Origin of the sequence: Chelatococcus sambhunathii (assembly GCF_001418005.1) — a bacterium.
Lineage (GTDB): Bacteria > Pseudomonadota > Alphaproteobacteria > Rhizobiales > Beijerinckiaceae > Chelatococcus_A > Chelatococcus_A sambhunathii.
In genome coordinates, this window is sequence record NZ_LIOL01000006.1 from 251802 (window position 1) to 267790 (window position 15989).

Annotated in this window: 15 protein-coding genes and 1 pseudogene; 10 read left to right on the forward strand and 6 right to left on the reverse strand. The window is 68.7% G+C overall.

Features of this window, described 5'->3' with window-relative positions; all coding sequences use genetic code 11:
• Positions 1 to 28: 28 nt before the first annotated feature.
• The 3 genes from ASC46_RS13715 to ASC46_RS13725 form a co-directional block, all read right to left on the reverse strand.
• Positions 29 to 817, reverse strand: a complete 789-nt coding sequence (locus ASC46_RS13715) for an ABC transporter ATP-binding protein (protein WP_019402743.1) — start codon at positions 815 to 817, stop codon at positions 29 to 31.
• A 79-nt stretch (positions 818 to 896) separates the two neighbouring features.
• The gene (locus ASC46_RS13720) at positions 897 to 1958 is read right to left on the reverse strand and encodes an ABC transporter substrate-binding protein (protein WP_055459855.1); all 1062 of its coding nucleotides are present in this window, start codon (positions 1956 to 1958) and stop codon (positions 897 to 899) included.
• 201 nt (positions 1959 to 2159) lie between these two features.
• Positions 2160 to 2618, reverse strand: coding sequence for an Lrp/AsnC ligand binding domain-containing protein (locus ASC46_RS13725; protein WP_055459856.1), 459 nt, complete (start codon positions 2616 to 2618; stop codon positions 2160 to 2162).
• A 123-nt stretch (positions 2619 to 2741) separates the two neighbouring features.
• Here ASC46_RS13725 and putA point away from each other — a divergent pair, with 123 nt between their 5' ends.
• The 6 genes from putA (at position 2742) to ASC46_RS13755 (ending at position 10134) form a co-directional block, all read left to right on the forward strand.
• On the forward strand, positions 2742 to 5858 hold the full coding sequence (gene putA / locus ASC46_RS13730) for a bifunctional proline dehydrogenase/L-glutamate gamma-semialdehyde dehydrogenase PutA (RefSeq protein WP_055459857.1): 3117 nt from the start codon (positions 2742 to 2744) through the stop codon (positions 5856 to 5858).
• Positions 5859 to 6107: 249 nt separating this feature from the next.
• The gene (locus ASC46_RS13735; RefSeq protein ID WP_019402473.1) at positions 6108 to 6662 is read left to right on the forward strand and encodes a peroxiredoxin; all 555 of its coding nucleotides are present in this window, start codon (positions 6108 to 6110) and stop codon (positions 6660 to 6662) included.
• A 61-nt stretch (positions 6663 to 6723) separates the two neighbouring features.
• Positions 6724 to 7260, forward strand: a complete 537-nt coding sequence (gene ahpD / locus ASC46_RS13740) for an alkylhydroperoxidase, AhpD family (RefSeq protein ID WP_019402474.1) — start codon at positions 6724 to 6726, stop codon at positions 7258 to 7260.
• Between the two features lie 140 nt (positions 7261 to 7400).
• Positions 7401 to 8087, forward strand: a complete 687-nt coding sequence (locus ASC46_RS13745) for a response regulator transcription factor (RefSeq protein WP_055459858.1) — start codon at positions 7401 to 7403, stop codon at positions 8085 to 8087.
• Positions 8084 to 9451: a sensor histidine kinase gene (locus ASC46_RS13750; RefSeq protein WP_055459859.1), complete on the forward strand. Its 1368-nt coding sequence runs from the start codon at positions 8084 to 8086 to the stop codon at positions 9449 to 9451. Before ASC46_RS13745 ends, ASC46_RS13750 begins: the two co-directional genes overlap by 4 nt.
• A gap of 80 nt (positions 9452 to 9531) precedes the next feature.
• On the forward strand, positions 9532 to 10134 hold the full coding sequence (locus ASC46_RS13755) for a class I SAM-dependent methyltransferase (RefSeq protein ID WP_055459860.1): 603 nt from the start codon (positions 9532 to 9534) through the stop codon (positions 10132 to 10134).
• Between the two features lie 38 nt (positions 10135 to 10172).
• Here the strand turns inward: ASC46_RS13755 and ASC46_RS13760 are convergent, their stop codons facing one another.
• Complete coding sequence (locus tag ASC46_RS13760; RefSeq protein WP_071923139.1) at positions 10173 to 10937, reverse strand: CPBP family glutamic-type intramembrane protease; 765 nt, start codon at positions 10935 to 10937, stop codon at positions 10173 to 10175.
• Here ASC46_RS13760 and ASC46_RS21860 point away from each other — a divergent pair.
• From ASC46_RS21860 to ASC46_RS13770, 3 genes are all read left to right on the forward strand, one after another.
• On the forward strand, positions 10936 to 11058 hold the full coding sequence (locus ASC46_RS21860; protein ID WP_280949166.1) for a hypothetical protein: 123 nt from the start codon (positions 10936 to 10938) through the stop codon (positions 11056 to 11058). The genes ASC46_RS13760 and ASC46_RS21860 overlap by 2 nt on opposite strands.
• A gap of 82 nt (positions 11059 to 11140) precedes the next feature.
• The gene (locus ASC46_RS13765) at positions 11141 to 11881 is read left to right on the forward strand and encodes a P-loop NTPase family protein (protein WP_055459932.1); all 741 of its coding nucleotides are present in this window, start codon (positions 11141 to 11143) and stop codon (positions 11879 to 11881) included.
• A gap of 31 nt (positions 11882 to 11912) precedes the next feature.
• On the forward strand, positions 11913 to 12629 hold the full coding sequence (locus ASC46_RS13770; protein ID WP_055459862.1) for a hypothetical protein: 717 nt from the start codon (positions 11913 to 11915) through the stop codon (positions 12627 to 12629).
• An 11-nt stretch (positions 12630 to 12640) separates the two neighbouring features.
• Here ASC46_RS13770 and cueR read toward each other — a convergent pair whose 3' ends face one another.
• Together cueR and ASC46_RS13780 are read right to left on the reverse strand one after the other, a co-directional pair.
• Complete coding sequence (gene cueR, locus ASC46_RS13775; protein ID WP_055459863.1) at positions 12641 to 13081, reverse strand: Cu(I)-responsive transcriptional regulator; 441 nt, start codon at positions 13079 to 13081, stop codon at positions 12641 to 12643.
• An 11-nt stretch (positions 13082 to 13092) separates the two neighbouring features.
• A pseudogene (locus tag ASC46_RS13780) lies at positions 13093 to 15609 on the reverse strand (heavy metal translocating P-type ATPase).
• A gap of 173 nt (positions 15610 to 15782) precedes the next feature.
• On the opposite strand from ASC46_RS13780, the gene ASC46_RS13785 reads away from it, so the two are divergent.
• Positions 15783 to 15986, forward strand: a complete 204-nt coding sequence (locus tag ASC46_RS13785; protein WP_055459864.1) for a cation transporter — start codon at positions 15783 to 15785, stop codon at positions 15984 to 15986.
• Positions 15987 to 15989 lie beyond the last annotated feature (3 nt).

Consider the following 15989-nt stretch of genomic DNA (forward strand, 5'->3'; position numbering starts at 1 on the left):
GTAGCGGAGACGGTGTCGGCCTCGGCGCTCATGCTGTCTTCCTCGCATCGGCGATGTGACCGCGCAGCTCGTGCACGATGTCGATGAACGCCTTGGTGTAGGTGACCTCGAGGTCGCGCGGACGGGGAAAGTCGACCACGCGCTCGGCGACGATGCGGCCGGGGCGAGCGCTCATGCAGAAGATGCGGTCGGCGAGGAAGGTGGCCTCGCGCAGATCGTGGGTGACGAGCACCACCGTCATCCGGCGTTCGGCGTGCAGATCGCGGATCACGCACCACAGCTCCTCGCGCGTGAAGGCGTCGAGCGCGCCGAAGGGTTCGTCGAGGAGAAGGAGCTGCGGCTCATGGATGAGCGCTCGGCACAGGGAGGCACGCTGCTGCATGCCGCCCGAGAGCTCCCACGGATATTTCCCGCCCTGGCCCTTGAGCCCCACCTGGGCGAGCAGGCGCTCGGCCTTGGCGACGTAGCTGCCGCGCTCGCGCTTTAGCCGGCTGCGGTGCGGCTCGACGATCTCGAGCGGCAGGAGCAGGTTCTCGAGCGTGGTGCGCCACGGCAGCAGCGTCGGGTTCTGGAAGGCCATGCCGGCGATTCTCACCGGCTGTGTCACCGGCGCACCGCCGACGAGGATGGTGCCGGCGCGCGGGAACTGCAGGCCCGTGGCGAGCTTCATCAGCGTGGACTTGCCGCAACCGGAGGGGCCGACAACCGCGGCGAACTCGCCCTCGGCGATGGAGAGCGACAGGTGCTCGACGGCGGGAAAGCCGTCACCGCTGCCATAGGCGTGGGTGACGTCCTTCAGGGCGACGAAAGCATTCAAGCGGCTCACCTTTCCCTTGGCCACGGAGCCGGCCGCCGGGAGACGGCGGCCGGGCGAGGCGGACGACGCGACGGAACGGTCAGTCGATCATCCGCTCGGCGTGCGGGGGCAGGTAGGTGTCGACGAAGATGTCGCCGGCGACCGGCTTGTTCTTGAAGGTGAAGGTGAGGCCGATCTGCTCCAGCGCCTTCTCGAACCGCGTCGCGTCGATGCCGCCGAAGCCGTTCTCCTTGACCCAGGGCGTGATGACGTTCTGGGCCAGGTTCATCTGCAGGCGCTCGAGCTCCACCTCCTTCTTGGCGACGTCGTTGCGCTTGATGACGCTGTCGACCGCGGCGGAGGGATTGGCGACGGTGTCTTTCAGGCCGCGCACGAAGGCGCGCAGGAAGCCCTTCACCGCCTCCGGCTTCTCCTCCGCAAACTTGGCCGAGACCATGATGGCATTGCCGTAGAGCTCGACGCCATAGTCGCCCATCAGCATGACGACGATGTCGTCCACGGCGACGCCGCGCGACTTCAGGTTGATGAGCGACGACATGGCAAAGCCGAAGATGGCGTCGACCTCGCCGGAGGCGAGCATGGGCTCGCGCACCGGGAAGCCGACGTTCTCGAACTTCATCTTGGAATCGTCGAGCCCGTTGACCTGCTTGAAGATCGGCCACTGGGCGAAGGCTCCGTCGGCGACCGGAGCGCCGAAGGTCTTGCCCTCGAGGCTCTTGGGATCGGAGGAGATGCCGCGGCTCTTGCGGCCGATGATGGAGAAGGGCGGCCGGTCGTAGACCATCATCACCGCCTTCACATCGACATTGGGGTTCTCGTCGCGGAAGCGCACCAGCGAGTTGATATCGCCGAAGCCCATGTCATAGGTGCCCGAGGCGACACGCGGGATGGCCTCGCGCGAGCCGTTGCCGGTGTCGATGGTGACGTCCAGCCCCTCGTCCTTGAAATAGCCCTTGTCGATGGCGACCAGGAACGGCGCCGCCGGCCCCTCGAACCGCCAGTCGAGCGTGAAACGCAGGGGCGTTTGCGCCGCCGCGGCGCCCGTCCAGAACACAGCGGCACCGGCCACGACACCGGCGAAGGTCCTCAAGGCGGTACGCCGGCACTGACCGAAGGGGCTCAATACGGACGGAAGGGACATCGGACGGACTCCAGACTGGAAGCGTGCGGACGCGTAAGGCGCGTCATCGTTGTCGAAGCAATATTCGTACCGGGCCGAAACCGGCGAAAGAGCTCCTTCTTGCTGATCGTGACGGCACTGCCGCGCCTGTCAAGGACGATGGCTGGCCAGCCGGTCACAAAGCGTATCTTTTCCTAACGTTTCAGTCCTCCGCCCGGCCGCCTATGCCACCGGCAACGCGCCGTCGCTCTTCACCTCCTCCATCACGGCATAGGTGCGCGTCTCGGTGACGCCGGGCAGCGACAGCAGCACGTCGCCGAGGAAGCGGCGGTAGGCGGCCATGTCGGCGACGCGCGTCTTGACGAGATAGTCGAAGCCGCCGGCCACCATGTGGCACTCCAGCACCTCCGGCGCGCGGCGCACGGCTTCGGCGAAACGCTCGAAGATGTCGGGTGTCGTCTTGTCGAGGGACACCTCGACGAAGACCATCAGTTCGAGGCCAAGCTTGCGCGGGTCGAGCCGTGCGCCATAGCCGGTGATGTAGCCCTCGCGCGTCAGGCGCTTCAGCCGCTCGCTCGTCGCGGTCGGCGACAGGCCGATTCGCTCGGCGAGTTCCACGGTGGTGATGCGCCCGTCCGCCTGCAGGACGGCGAGGATGCGCTTGTCAGTGCGGTCGATCACTTATCATTCTCACTATCATGATTTCTTTTTATAGCGATTTCTGCTGACAATTCCCGCTTTCGTCAAATCGAACCACGGCGATATCCGCGGTATCCTGACGATCTCTCAAGGAGTTGATCGTCAATGCATTCCGCCTCTTCCGCCAGCAACCCGCCTGACGCCCCCCTGCCGCCCTTCCGGGCCCCCTTCGCGCCCGACGATGCGGCGATCGCCCGTGAGCTCATGGCCAGGGCCGCGCTGGTGCCGGAGCGCGAGCGTGGCATCGATAGGCTGGCGGGAAGCCTCATCGAGGCGATCCGCTCCAGGAGTGGCGGCCTCGGCGGCGTCGAGGAACTGCTGCGCGAGTATTCGTTGTCGACGCGCGAGGGGCTCGCGCTGATGGTGCTGGCGGAAGCGCTGCTGCGCGTGCCCGACAGCGTCACCGCCGACCGACTGATCGAGGACAAGCTCGGCCAGGGCGACTTCGCCCGCCACGAGTCGAAGTCCGATGCCTTCCTCGTCTCAGCCTCGGCCTGGGCGCTCGGCGTGACGGCACGCATCATCCAGCCCGGCGAGACGCCCGAGGGCATCCTCGGCCAGCTTGCCAAGCGCATCGGCCTGCCGGCGGTGCGCACGGCGACGCGCCAGGCCATGCGGGTGCTCGGCAACCATTTCGTGCTCGGCCAGACCATCGAGGAGGCGCTGAAGCGTGCCCAGTCCGGCGCGGGCCGCATCTACCGCTATTCCTTCGACATGCTGGGCGAGGGGGCGCGCACGCAGGACGACGCTGACCGCTACTGGCGCTCCTATGCGCAAGCTATCGATGCCATCGGCCGGGCCGCCGGCAACGAGCCGCTGCCCAACCGCCCGGGCATCTCCGTGAAGCTCTCGGCGCTTCACCCCCGCTACGAGGCGGTGAGCCACGCGCGGGTGATGGCGGAGCTCGTGCCGCAGGTGATCGCGCTCGCCGAAAAGGCCAAGGGCTACGACCTCAACTTCACGATCGACGCCGAGGAGGCGGACCGGCTGGAGCTGTCGCTCGACGTCATCGCCGCCGTCGTCGCCGCTCCCTCGCTCGCCGGCTGGGACGGCTTCGGCCTCGCCATCCAGGCCTACCAGAAGCGCGCCGCGGCCGTGATCGACTGGATCGCCGCTCTCGCCGAACACCATAACCGCCGCTTCATGGTGCGCCTCGTCAAAGGCGCCTACTGGGACACGGAGATCAAGCGCGCCCAGGAGCGCGGCCTTGCCGGCTACCCCGTCTTCACCCGCAAGGCGATGACGGATCTGAACTACATGGCCTGTGCCGAGAAGCTGCTTGCCTTGCGGCCGCGCATCTTTCCGCAGTTCGCCACCCACAATGCGCTCACCGTCGCCAGCATCGTCGAACGGGCCGGCAATACGGACGGATTCGAGTTCCAGCGCCTGCACGGCATGGGCGAGGCGCTCTACGGCAAGCTGTTCGAGGCCATGCCGGGCACCGCCTGCCGTACCTATGCGCCGGTCGGGGGGCACCGCGACCTCCTCGCCTATCTGGTGCGCCGCCTGCTCGAAAACGGCGCCAATTCCTCCTTCGTCTCTGTGGCCGCCGACCCGAACGTGCCGATCGCCGAGATCCTCAAGCGGCCGGCGGCGATCATCGGCACGCCCGAGGCGGCTACCCACCCGCGCCTGCCTTTGCCAGCGGCGCTCTATGGCTCGCGCGTCAATTCCGCCGGCGTCGAATTCGGCCACGCGGAGGAGTTGTCCCGTCTCATGGACGACCTGAAGAAGGCGGGCCTGCCGACGGCACCGGCACGGGCCATCGTCGGCGGCGAAGCCCGGCCCGGCACGCGCCGCGAGATCGTCAGCCCCATCGACGGCAGGACCGTCGCCGGCGTCGTCGAGGATGCGGACGAGGCTACCGCCGATGTGGCGATGGCGGCGGCGAAGGCCGGTTTTAGTGCCTGGGCGGCAACGCCCGCCGCGACGCGTGCCGAAGCCATCCGCAAGGCTTCCGACCTTCTGGAGGCGCGGCGCGGGCTGTTCCTCAACCTACTGCAGGTCGAAGCCGGCAAGACGCTCGACGACGCGGTGGCGGACCTACGCGAAGCAGTGGACTTCTGCCGCTATTATGCGCGGCAGGCCGAGCGGCTCTTCGGCGAGGGTACGGTGATGCCCGGCCCGACGGGCGAAGAGAACCGCCTCGTGCTGCGCGGGCGCGGCCCCTTCGTCGCCATCTCGCCGTGGAATTTCCCGCTCGCCATCTTCCTCGGGCAGGTGACGGCGGCGCTCGTCGCCGGCAATTCAGTCGTCGCCAAGCCGGCCGAGCAAACGCCCGTGATCGCCTTCGAGGCGGTGAAGCTGCTGCACGAGGCCGGTGTGCCGAGAAGCGCCCTCCACTACGTGCCCGGCGACGGGCGCATCGGCGCCCGGCTCGTCGCCCACCCGGCCGTCGCCGGCGTCGTCTTCACCGGCTCGACGGAGGTCGCGCGCATCATCAACCGCACGCTTGCCGCCAAGGAAGGGCCGATCGTGCCACTCATCGCCGAAACGGGCGGCATCAATGCCATGATCGTCGACGCGACCGCTCTGCCCGAGCAGGTGGCCGACGACGTCGTCACGTCCGCCTTCCGCTCCGCTGGTCAGCGCTGCTCGGCGCTGCGCCTCATGTGCGTGCAGGAGGATGTCGCGGACCGGATGATCGAGATGGTGGTAGGCGCCGCACGCGAGCTCAAGGTGGGCGATCCGCGCGATCCGTCCGTCCATGTGGGGCCCGTGATCGATGCCGAGGCCAAGGAGAAGCTCGAGGCCCATATCAAGGCGATGAAGGAGAGCGCCCGCACGCATCTTGCCACACCCGGCCCGACGCCGGGCACCTATGTCGGCCCCCACGTGTTCGAGCTCGCCGGCCCGAGCGACCTCAAGGAAGAGATCTTCGGCCCCATCCTGCATGTCGTGCGCTACAAGGCGAACAGGCTCGACGACGTGATCGCCGCCATCGATGCCACGGGCTATGGCCTGACGCTCGGCATCCACTCGCGCATCGAGGACACGGTCGCGCGGATCGTCGCACGACTCGAGACGGGCAATGTCTACGTCAACCGCAACATCATCGGCGCGGTGGTCGGGACCCAGCCCTTCGGCGGCCACGGTCTCTCCGGTACCGGGCCGAAGGCAGGCGGACCACACTACCTCCTGCGCTTCGCCACCGAGCAGACGGTGACGATCAACACCGCTGCCGCCGGCGGCAATGCCAGCCTGATCGCGATGGGCGAATAGAAGGGACGGCGCCGCTCTCCCCGCCCCCGCACGGGCGAGGGAAAGCAGGTAGCCGCGAGCCATTCGTCGCACCGGGCCCGCCATGCGGCCTGCGCAATTTACTTTCGCCGCGGCGCGGCTATTGTCGCGGCGCAGCGCATGATTTGTGCGCTGCACAGGAGCTGCGTCCGTGGCTCCTTCCAGCCAATTTCCCCTCGGCGGCGCGGGCGCGGCAGGCGCGGCGCGGCCACTGCTTTGCGGAGAAGCGACATGCTCGGAATCGGCGACAAGCTCCCCTCGTTCAGCGTCACCGGCGTCAAGCCCGGCTTCAACAACCACGAAGAGAACGGCCAGAGCGCCTTCGAGACGATCACGGACGAGAGCTTTGCCGGCAAGTGGAAGGTGATCTTCTTCTATCCGAAGGACTTCACCTTCGTGTGCCCGACCGAGATCGCGGAGTTCGCCCGCCTCGCCGGCGAGTTCGCGGACCGTGACTGCGTCGTCCTCGGCGGCTCGACGGACAACGAGTTCGTGAAGCTCGCCTGGCGCCGCGCCCATCCCGACCTCGACAAGCTGCCGATCTGGTCCTTCGCCGATACCAACGGCTCCCTGGTCGACGGGCTCGGCGTGCGCTCGCCGGACGGTGTCGCCTACCGCTACACCTTCATCGTCGACAACGAGAACACCATCCAGCACGTCTATGCGACCAACCTCAACGTCGGCCGCAACCCCAAGGACACGCTGCGCGTTCTCGACGCCCTGCAGACGGACGAGCTCTGCCCCTGCAACCGCGAGGTCGGCGGCGCCACGCTGAAGGCCGCGTGAGCCGCGGGGCCGGGCGGGCATGCCCGGCCCTCACCCGCCCCTGAAGCCAAGGACGCAATCGATGTCGTTCGACACGCTGAAGAGCAAGATCCCCGACTTCGCCAAGGACGTGCGGCTCAATCTTTCGTCGCTGGCCCAGGACGAAACCCTGAGCGAGCAGCAGAAGTACGGTCTCATCCTCGCCTGCGGCATCGCCACCCGCAACGCCGAGGTGGCCGCCGCCTGCGAGGCCGAGGCCAAGGCCAAGCTGTCGCCGGTGGCGCTCGACGCCGCCCGCGCCGCCGCCTCGATCATGGCGATGAACAACGTCTACTACCGCTTCGTCCACCTTGCCTCGAACAAGGAATACGGCACCCTGCCGGCGAAGCTGCGCATGAACGTCATCGGCAACCCCGGCGTCGACAAGGTCGATTTCGAGCTGTGGTCCCTGGCCGTCTCGGCCATCAACGGCTGCGGCATGTGCATCGACGCGCACGAGAAGGTGCTCAAGGATGCCGGCCTGCCGACGGCCACCGTGCAGACGGCGGTGCGCTTCGCCGCCATCATCCAGTCCGCCGCCGTGGCGCTGGAGGCCGCCGCGCTCGCGACGGCCGCGTGAGCCGCGCCTGCCGGCCGGGACGAGCGAAGGGCCGCCACGCGCGGCCCTTTTTCATTCCGGGCACGGCAGGACCCGCGCGGCGCAACGCTTCCGCAATGATCGCCGCTCACAGATGATGATCCGGCACAGCGGAGCGACCATTGCGGATCCTGCTCGTCGAAGATGAGGTCGAGATGGCCGGCGCCCTGGCGTCGGCCCTGCAGCGCCACGACATCGTGCTCGATCACGTGACGAGCCTCGCCGAGGCGCGCGAGGCGCTGGCGGGCGAGGTACACCATGCCGTCCTCGTCGACCGCCGCCTGCCGGATGGCGAGGGGCTCGATCTCGTCCGCGGGCTCAGGGGCGGCGAGCGCGCGGCGCTGCGCCATCTGCCGGTGATCGTGCTCACGGCCCGCGGCGACATCGAGGACCGCGTTGCCGGCCTCGACGCCGGCGCCGACGATTATGTGCCCAAGCCCTTCGCCGTCGAGGAATTGCTGGCGCGCCTGCGTGCCATCCTGCGCCGGCCGGGCGCCGTCTCGCAGCGCTCGCTGCGCATCGGCCATCTGACCTTCGACACCGAGCATCGCGAGGCGAACGTCGGGGGCGCGCGCCTCGACCTGCCGCGCCGTGAGCTCCTGGTGCTCGAGACGCTGCTGCGCCGCGCCGGCCGTACGGTAATGCGCACCATGCTGGAGGAAGCGGTCTACGGCTACAGCGACGAGATCCAGTCGAACGCTCTCGACGCCCACGTCTCACGCCTGCGCCGCAAGCTGACCGAAGCCGGGGCAGGCCTCGAGATCCACAACGTCCGCGGGGTCGGCTACCTGCTGCGGCCGGCCTCATGAGAGGCGGCACGCGCCATTCGCTCAAGCGGCGCCTGGTAACGCGGCTCATCGCGGTGCAGGCGGCCGTCGTCGCGCTCGTCGTCCTCGCGGTCTTCCTCACCCTCTGGCTGGGCGGCCACTTCGCCAGCAAGCTCGAGCCCGAGGACGCGATCCTCGAGGCCGTGGCCCATGCCCTCGGGCGCGATAGCGGCGGCGGCCTCATCCTTCGTCCGACGCGGCAGCTCGCCGAATTGCGACAGCGCTCGCCCGACCTGTGGTTCGTCGTGCGCGACAAGGATGGCGCCATACTCTCCGAGGGGCGGGTGCCCGATGACTATGCGCGCATCGGCGCATTCGCAATGCGAATCGGCCAGGCGCGCTTCGGCTGGAATCTCGGCGATCCGCCAGGGCAGATCGCCCGCCTGAAGCAGATGGATACCGCTGCCGGGCGCGTGCAGGTGCTGACCGGCCCCGGTAGCGACATACCGCTGCGGCGTATCGTCTGGGCCGTCACGATCAGCTTCGCCGGCATCGTCCTGCCCATCGTCCTCGTCATGGCGCTGGCGACGCTGACCGCCACGCCGCTCGTCGTCGGCCGGGCGCTGGCCGGCCTGACGACGGTCGCCGAAAAGGCACGCCAGATCGACGCCGGCCGGCGCGGCGGGCGCCTGCCGCTCGACGGCGTGCCGGCCGAGGTCGTGCCGCTCGTCACGGCCGTCAACGACGCCCTCGCCCGTCTCGATGACGGCTACGAGCGTCGCCAGCGGTTCCTCGTCGATGCCGCGCACGAGCTGCGCACGCCCATCGCCATCTTGACGACGCGGCTCGAGGCACTCGACGACAGCCCGCAGCGGCAGCGCCTGCTCGCCGATGCCGCGCGCCTCTCCAACCTCGCGGGCCAGCTGTTGGACCTGCAGCGCATCGATGCGGCGCCCTGTGCCATGACAAGCCTCGACCTCGTCGCCCTGGCGCGCGAGGTCGCCGCCGACCTTGCCCCGCTCGCCATCGCCGCGGGCTTCGAACTGTCGTTCGAGGCGTGTGTGAAGACGATGAAGGTGCGTGGCGACCCGCTCGGGCTGGGGCGGGCGCTAACCAATCTCGTACAGAACGCCATCGACCATGCCGGCCGGCCCGGCCTCATCACCATCACAGTTGCCGAAGGCGGCATCGTCGAGATCGCGGACGACGGCAACGGCATCCCTGCGGCCCAGCGCGAGCAGATCTTCGAGCCTTTCCAGCGCCTCGACACGCGCTCGCACGGCACCGGCCTCGGGCTGCATCTCGTCGTCGAGATCGTGCGTCTGCACGGCGGCACCATCGCCGTCGTCGATGCGCCCGGCGGCGGCGCCTGCTTCCGCATCGCCCTGCCGCAGCCGGAGGACTGATCCGGGCGGGCGTCATGCTTCCACAATCCGGGTCGGCGACAAGCGAATGGGGCCCGCCATAGGAAGGATCGTCGCAAGCCATGTCCGTCGCCCGTCCATCCGATCTCGTCCAGTTCCTCCGCGCCTGGTGCGCCGATCCGGCCCGAGTCGGCGCCGTTGCGCCATCCGGCGCTGCTCTCGCCGAGCTCATCACGCGCGAGATCGGGCCGGCCTCGGCGCCCGTCATCGAACTCGGCCCCGGTACCGGCGCCTTCACAGAGGCGATCCTCGCCCGCGGCGTTGACGCCCGCGACCTCGTGCTCGTCGAATACGGCTCCGACTTCGCCCGCCTCCTGCAGGCGCGCTTCGACCGGGCCCGGGTGCTGTGGATGGACGCGGCCCGACTTGCCCAGGTCGAGCTGTTCGACGGACGTCCGGCCGGGGCCGTCGTCAGCGGCCTGCCACTGCTCAACCTGTCGCCGCGCAAGGTCATGGCCATTCTCGATGGCGCCTTTCGCCACCTCAGGCCCCAAGGTGCCTTCTACCAGTTCACCTACGGCATGCGCTGCCCGGTGCCGCGGACCATCCTCGACCGGCTCGGCCTCAGGGCGACGCACCTCGGGCGTACCGTTCGCAATGTGCCGCCGGCGGCAGTCTATCGCATCACCGCCCGCCCGCAGAGGCGCGGTGTGAAACAGGTCTGAAGGGCCGGACATTTCCTGCACGATGCGGCGCCTTAACCTCAGGGCAGGAACAGCATCGGAGCGATCTGCAGGGGAAGATGTGCGGCCGCATGAGCGATCATGGCGGCCTCCAGTCCCCGTCGGACATAGATGAACCCGCACACCACACCCACGAGGCCGTTGAGCAGCAGGGCACGCAGGACGATCGCAGGGGTCAGCGGGGCGAGTGCCGCCGTGGCCGGAAGATGGCCAAGCCCGAAGACGATCGCAGCGACGGCGATGGCGATGACGACGGGCACGGTGCCGGCCCGCGCGCCCTCACGCCAGCCGCATGCAAGGAGATAGACGAGCGCGGACACAAGAAAGAGGCGCAGGAGGATCTCCTCGGCGAGGCCACCATACAGAAGGCCGGCGAGCAGACGCTTCCACAGGGCGACCTCGCCGAAGATGGCGGCAGAAGGCGGCAGCACGCCGCGAAAGAGAACCCCGTCCACGGCGACCACCAGAAGGCCGACGCCGAGCCCGACCATCACCGCCCGGTCAAGGCGCGCGTCCGCCAGGGGCGCGGGCCGCCCGCTGGCCAGCGCCGCCAGCAGCGGTGCGCCGGGAAGCCCGACGTGCTCGGCGGACCTCAGGCCGAGATGGGCGGCAAGCGCGAAGACGACCAGCGCCTGCAGCGCCATCCCGGCGATCAGGACCGGCCAGGGGGGCAGGCCGGCCATCCCTCCGTGCAGGGCGAAAGCCACGGGCAGGGTGGCGAATGAGGCCACGACTCCCAGAATCGACAACACCAGGACGAGCCGACGGTGGGGGGACGGTTGCATGACGAGCCTGTTCCGCGATGGTTGCGCCTCGGCGCTGCAGGCCCTGCTAAAGCGGGTAGATTACCTGGATATGATGAACCTGTGCCGCAGCAGCACCGCGCCACTAAAATTGCATTCTTGACGTGTTACAACCATTGCGCGAATAATGATTTTGCTTACACTTGTTCCGTTTTCACAAGCCTTTCTTTCACCGGGGTCATTTCATGAAACATACGGTTATCCTGGTCGGCGCCGACAAGGGCGGTGTCGGCAAGACCACGACGTGCCGCGGCCTTCTCGACTATCTCATCGACCGCAACATCCTGCCTCGTGCCTTCGACACCGAAACACCTCGTGGCACGCTGCAGCGCTTCCACCCCGATATCACCGAGATCGTCGACCTGTCGCTGACGGCCGGCCAGATGCGCATCATCGACACACTGTCGCGCACAGACGTGAAGGCGAGCGTCGTCGACGTGCGCGCCGGCCAGATGGGACGAACCCTGGCCGCGCTGCGTGACATGGGCTTTCTAGAGGCGGTGGCCGAAAAACGCTTCAACTTCATCGTCCTGCATGTCCTCGGGCCGTCCATCGCATCGCTGGACGAGATTGCGGAGACGGCGCCCTTCACGAGCGATGCCCAGTATTTCCTGGTGAAGAACAAGGTGAACGACACCACCTTCTTTGATTGGAGCCCCTCCACGTCCAAGGCCTATTTCGGCAAGGTCAAATGCGCGGGTGAAATCACCATCCCGAAGCTCAACGAGATGGCCTACGAGCAGGTGGAACTCGCGGGAACGAGCTTCTCCACCTTCATTGCCGACAAGTCGCGCGACGGCGAGGAAGCCGGCCACTCCTTCGTGCTGCGTGGCTATGTCCGCTCCTGGCTGCGCTCCGTCTGCGCGGAATTCGATCGAGTGCACTTCGCCGACATCATGACGGCCCGCCCGGCGAAGAGAGCCTGAGCGAAGCCGAGGCAACGAGCTGGAAGCCCCGATGCGGCACGTCGTCATGAGTGGCTGGACGCCCATATTCATCGCCTGCGGGCCACTGGCGAACGCCGGCAAGACCCTTTCAGCGCGACTCTTCCTGGAGTTCTGCCGGGCGAGCGGGCGCTCGCCCCTCGCCTTCGACGTCAATCCACACGATGCGGAACTGGCAGCGGCAACGAGTGGCGCCGCGCACATCGTCAATCTCTCCACCACGGCCGGACAGATGCGGCTGTTCGAGGGCATGCTGCAGGCGGGACCGGAAGCGCGGGTGGTCGACCTTTGGCACGGCTCCTACGAGCCCTTCCTCGACCTCATGGAGCAGATGGAGTTTGCCTCGGAAGCCGCCCTGCGCGATTTCAGACTGGTGCTGCTGCTGCACGGACGTTCGCTCGAAGACCTCGACATCCAGGCCGAGCAACTGCGCGCCCGCATCAATCCGGCCGAAACCATCGTCGTGCTCAACGAACACATCTGCGAATCGGCAGGGCCGTCATTCGCGCGCTTCGAACATTCCCTCTCGATCCCCGTGCTCGCGCCCTCCATTCTGCAACAGCTGGCGCGCATGCGGCTCGGGCTCGTCGAGGGGATCGACGCCGAACGCGGCCTGCCCTCCATGGTGGCCCGCAGTTGCCTGCGGGACTGGCTGACGCAGATCTTCGCGCAGTTCCACTGCATCGAACTGCGCCACCGTCTCGGCGCCACGACCTTCAACCCGGGCTGAGCGCGGCACCGTCACACCCGAGCGGGGCGTCGCGCTGCCCTGTTCCGTTGCGCCTCATCGAGGTCGCCCTGGGCGAGGTTGTCGAGAATGGGGCAGTGGGGCCGGTCGTCGCCATGGCAGTGGTCGGCGAGATGCCTGAGCGTGTTCACCATCTCGCGGATCTGCCGCATCTTCTCCTCGAGATCGGCGATATGGGTGGTGGCGATACGCTTCACGTCGGCGCTGGCGCGATCGCGGTCGGCCCACAGGGCGAGCAGCTCGCTGATCTCCTTGACGGAGAAGCCGAGGTCGCGCGCGCGACGGATGAAGCGCAGCCGATGGACGTCGCTCGTCGAATAGACGCGGTAGCCCGCCTCGGTGCGCGCGACGCCGGCGACGAGGCCAATCTGTTCATAATAGCGGATCATCTTGGCCGAGACGCCGGAGGCGGCCGCGGCTTCGCCGATGTTCATGGGTTTGCTCCTCAGCTTCCGGCACCTGCCGGCTGCGGTGGCGAAAACCGCCGCAGCCGCAGGGCGTTGGTGACGACGAAGACACTCGACAGGGCCATGGCACCGGCGGCCAGCATCGGCGACAGCAGGATGCCGGCAGCCGGATAGAGCACGCCCGCCGCCACGGGGATGAGCGCGACGTTGTAGGCGAAGGCCCAGAAGAGGTTTTCGGTGATGTTGCGCATCGTCGCCCGCGACAGGGCGAGCGCCGTCGCGACCCCGGTGAGGGCGCCCGACATCAGCACCACGTCGGCGCTCTCGATGGCGACATCCGTCCCGGTGCCGATGGCGATGCCGACATCGGCGGCGGCGAGCGCCGGCGCATCGTTGATGCCGTCGCCGACGAAGGCGACGGGGCCGGCGCGCTTCAGCCGCTCGACGACCTCGACCTTGCCGCCGGGCAGCACCTCTGCTTCCACGGCATCGATGCCGAGGCGCCGGGCGACGGCCTCGGCCGTGCGCCGGTTGTCGCCCGTGATCATCACGACGGAGAGGCCGAGCGCATGCAGAGCCGCCAGAGCGGCCGGCGTCGAGGGCTTGACCGTGTCCGCGACGGCGACGATGGCGGCGAGACGCCCGTCGACGGCGACGTAGAGCGGCGTGCGCCCCTCGTCCGCGAGCCGCGCCGCCTCTTCGGCGAAGGGCGCGACGGCCACGCCGAGCCGTTGCATCAGGCGGTCCGCGCCGACCTCGACCCGGCGGCCCGCGATGACGGCGCTGACGCCGAAGCCGGGATCCGCCGAGAAGGCATCGGCGGGGGCCAGGCCAAGGCCCCGCTCCTCGGCGGCGCGCACCACCGCCTAGGCGATCGGGTGCTCGGAGCGCGCCTCGGCCGAGGCGAGGAGGCCGAGCACCTCGGCCTCGTCGAAGCCCTCCGCGGTGACGAGGTCGGTCAGCGACGGCCGGCCCTCGGTCAGGGTGCCCGTCTTGTCGAGGGCGACGGTGCGCACGCCGCGCAGGCTCTGCAGCGCGTCCCCCTTGCGGAAGAGGACGCCGAGCTCCGCCGCCCGGCCCGTGGCGACCATGATCGAGGTGGGTGTCGCGAGCCCCATGGCGCAGGGGCAGGCGATGATGAGCACCGCCACCGCATTGACGAGCGCAAAGGATAGCGCCGGATCGGGGCCGAGGGCCAACCAGGTGAGGAAGGTCGCACTCGCGACGGCGACGACCGCCGGCACGAACCAGGCCGTGACCTTGTCGACGAGGCCCTGGATGGGCAGCTTCGCGCCCTGGGCTGCCTCGACCATGCGGATGATCTGGGCGAGCAGCGTCTCGGCGCCCACCTTGGTGGCGCGGAAGGTGAAGGAGCCGGTGCCGTTGACCGTGCCCGCCACCACCTCCGCCCCCGCTTCCTTGGCGACAGGGACCGGCTCGCCCGTGATCATGGACTCGTCGACAAAGGAACGGCCGTCGAGAACTTCGCCATCGACGGCGATGCGCTCGCCGGGGCGCACCACGACGGTATCACCCGCCGCGACGGCGCCGATGGCAATCTCCTGCTCGGTGCCGTCGCGCAGGACGCGCGCCGTGCGCGGCTGCAGGCCGACGAGGCGGCGCACGGCCTCGCCGGTGCGGCCCTTCGCCCGCGCCTCCAGATAGCGGCCGACGAGGATGAGGGTGACGATGACCGCCGCCGCCTCGAAATAGACGTGGGTCGTCTCGGCCGGCAGCAGGGCGGGAGCAAAGGTCGCCACGCTCGAGTAGAGGAAGGCCGCGCCCGCGCCGAGCACGACGAGGGCGTTCATGTCCGGCGCGCCGCGCACAAGGGCGGGCACGCCCTTCGCGAAGAAGCGGCGGCCGGGCAGGGCGAGCACGGCGGCCGTCAGCGCGAACTGCAGCGGCCAGTTGAGATCGCCGAGCGTCGCCATCACCCAGTGGTGGAAATCGGAGAAGAGGTGAGCCCCCATCTCCACGATGACGATCGGCAGCGTCATGACGGCGGCCAGGGCGACGTCGCGACGCAGAAGGCGCGCCTCCTCGTCACGCCGGTCTGTCGCCTCGGCCCCGCCGGCCGCGACCCCGTCGAGCGGGCGCATGCCGTAGCCGGCCCGCTCCACCGCCGCGACAAGCGCAGCCGCGTCGACCGTACCTGCGGCGTGCTGCACGAGGGCCTCGCCGGTGGCGAGGTTGACGCTCGCCGCGATGACGCCGGGCACCGCGCGGAGCGCCTTCTCGATGCGCGCGACGCAGGAGGCGCAGGTCATGCCGTCGACGGCGAAGCGGCTGGTCTCGACGGCGACCGAATAGCCGGCCTCGGCGACGGCGGCGACGACGGGCGCGATGTCGGCGTCGCGGCCGGCGAAGGCGATCCGCGCCCGCTCGGTCGCGAGATTGACGTCGGCCGCCGCGACACCGGAGGCGCCGGCGATGGCCCTCTCGACGCGCCGCACGCAGGAGGCGCAGGTCATGCCCTCGATGGGCAGGAAAACCGTCGGGCCCTGCGCGGCGACGGCGCCGGCCGAGCCGGCCTCGTCGGGTGATCTCTTCATCGGCAACTCCCACATGTCTCGAAGTTGCCCCTCACATGAGGCTTCCCATGATGGGAAGGTCAAGGGCCGTTGCAAGAGCCGTTGCAAGGGCCCTCCATCGGCTGAAGCCGCTTGACCTTACTATGATGGGAAGGATTAGACAGGGCCGGGATCAATCGTTCCGGAGATCATCCATGCTCACGTTCCAGGTTCCCGAGATGAGCTGCGGCCATTGCGTCGCGGCCATCGAGCGCGCCGTCAAGGCGCTCGATGCCCACGCGGAGGTTGCCGTCGACCTTTCCGCCCGCAAGGTGACGGTCAAGACGACGCGCGACGAGGCCGCGATCCGCCGCGCCATCGACGCGGCCGGCTATCCGGCGGAACGGATCGCCGCCTGAGCG

Coding starts and splice junctions, on each gene's coding strand:
- ASC46_RS13720 (WP_055459855.1), bottom strand. CDS start 1,958: ATGTCCCTTCCGTCCGTATTGAGCCCCTTCGGTCAGTGCCGGCGTACC.
- putA (WP_055459857.1), top strand. CDS start 2,742: ATGCATTCCGCCTCTTCCGCCAGCAACCCGCCTGACGCCCCCCTGCCG.
- ASC46_RS13735 (WP_019402473.1), top strand. CDS start 6,108: ATGCTCGGAATCGGCGACAAGCTCCCCTCGTTCAGCGTCACCGGCGTC.
- ahpD (WP_019402474.1), top strand. CDS start 6,724: ATGTCGTTCGACACGCTGAAGAGCAAGATCCCCGACTTCGCCAAGGAC.
- ASC46_RS13750 (WP_055459859.1), top strand. CDS start 8,084: ATGAGAGGCGGCACGCGCCATTCGCTCAAGCGGCGCCTGGTAACGCGG.
- ASC46_RS13755 (WP_055459860.1), top strand. CDS start 9,532: ATGTCCGTCGCCCGTCCATCCGATCTCGTCCAGTTCCTCCGCGCCTGG.
- ASC46_RS21860 (WP_280949166.1), top strand. CDS start 10,936: ATGACGAGCCTGTTCCGCGATGGTTGCGCCTCGGCGCTGCAGGCCCTG.
- ASC46_RS13760 (WP_071923139.1), bottom strand. CDS start 10,937: ATGCAACCGTCCCCCCACCGTCGGCTCGTCCTGGTGTTGTCGATTCTG.
- ASC46_RS13765 (WP_055459932.1), top strand. CDS start 11,141: ATGAAACATACGGTTATCCTGGTCGGCGCCGACAAGGGCGGTGTCGGC.
- ASC46_RS13770 (WP_055459862.1), top strand. CDS start 11,913: ATGCGGCACGTCGTCATGAGTGGCTGGACGCCCATATTCATCGCCTGC.
- cueR (WP_055459863.1), bottom strand. CDS start 13,081: ATGAACATCGGCGAAGCCGCGGCCGCCTCCGGCGTCTCGGCCAAGATG.
- ASC46_RS13785 (WP_055459864.1), top strand. CDS start 15,783: ATGCTCACGTTCCAGGTTCCCGAGATGAGCTGCGGCCATTGCGTCGCG.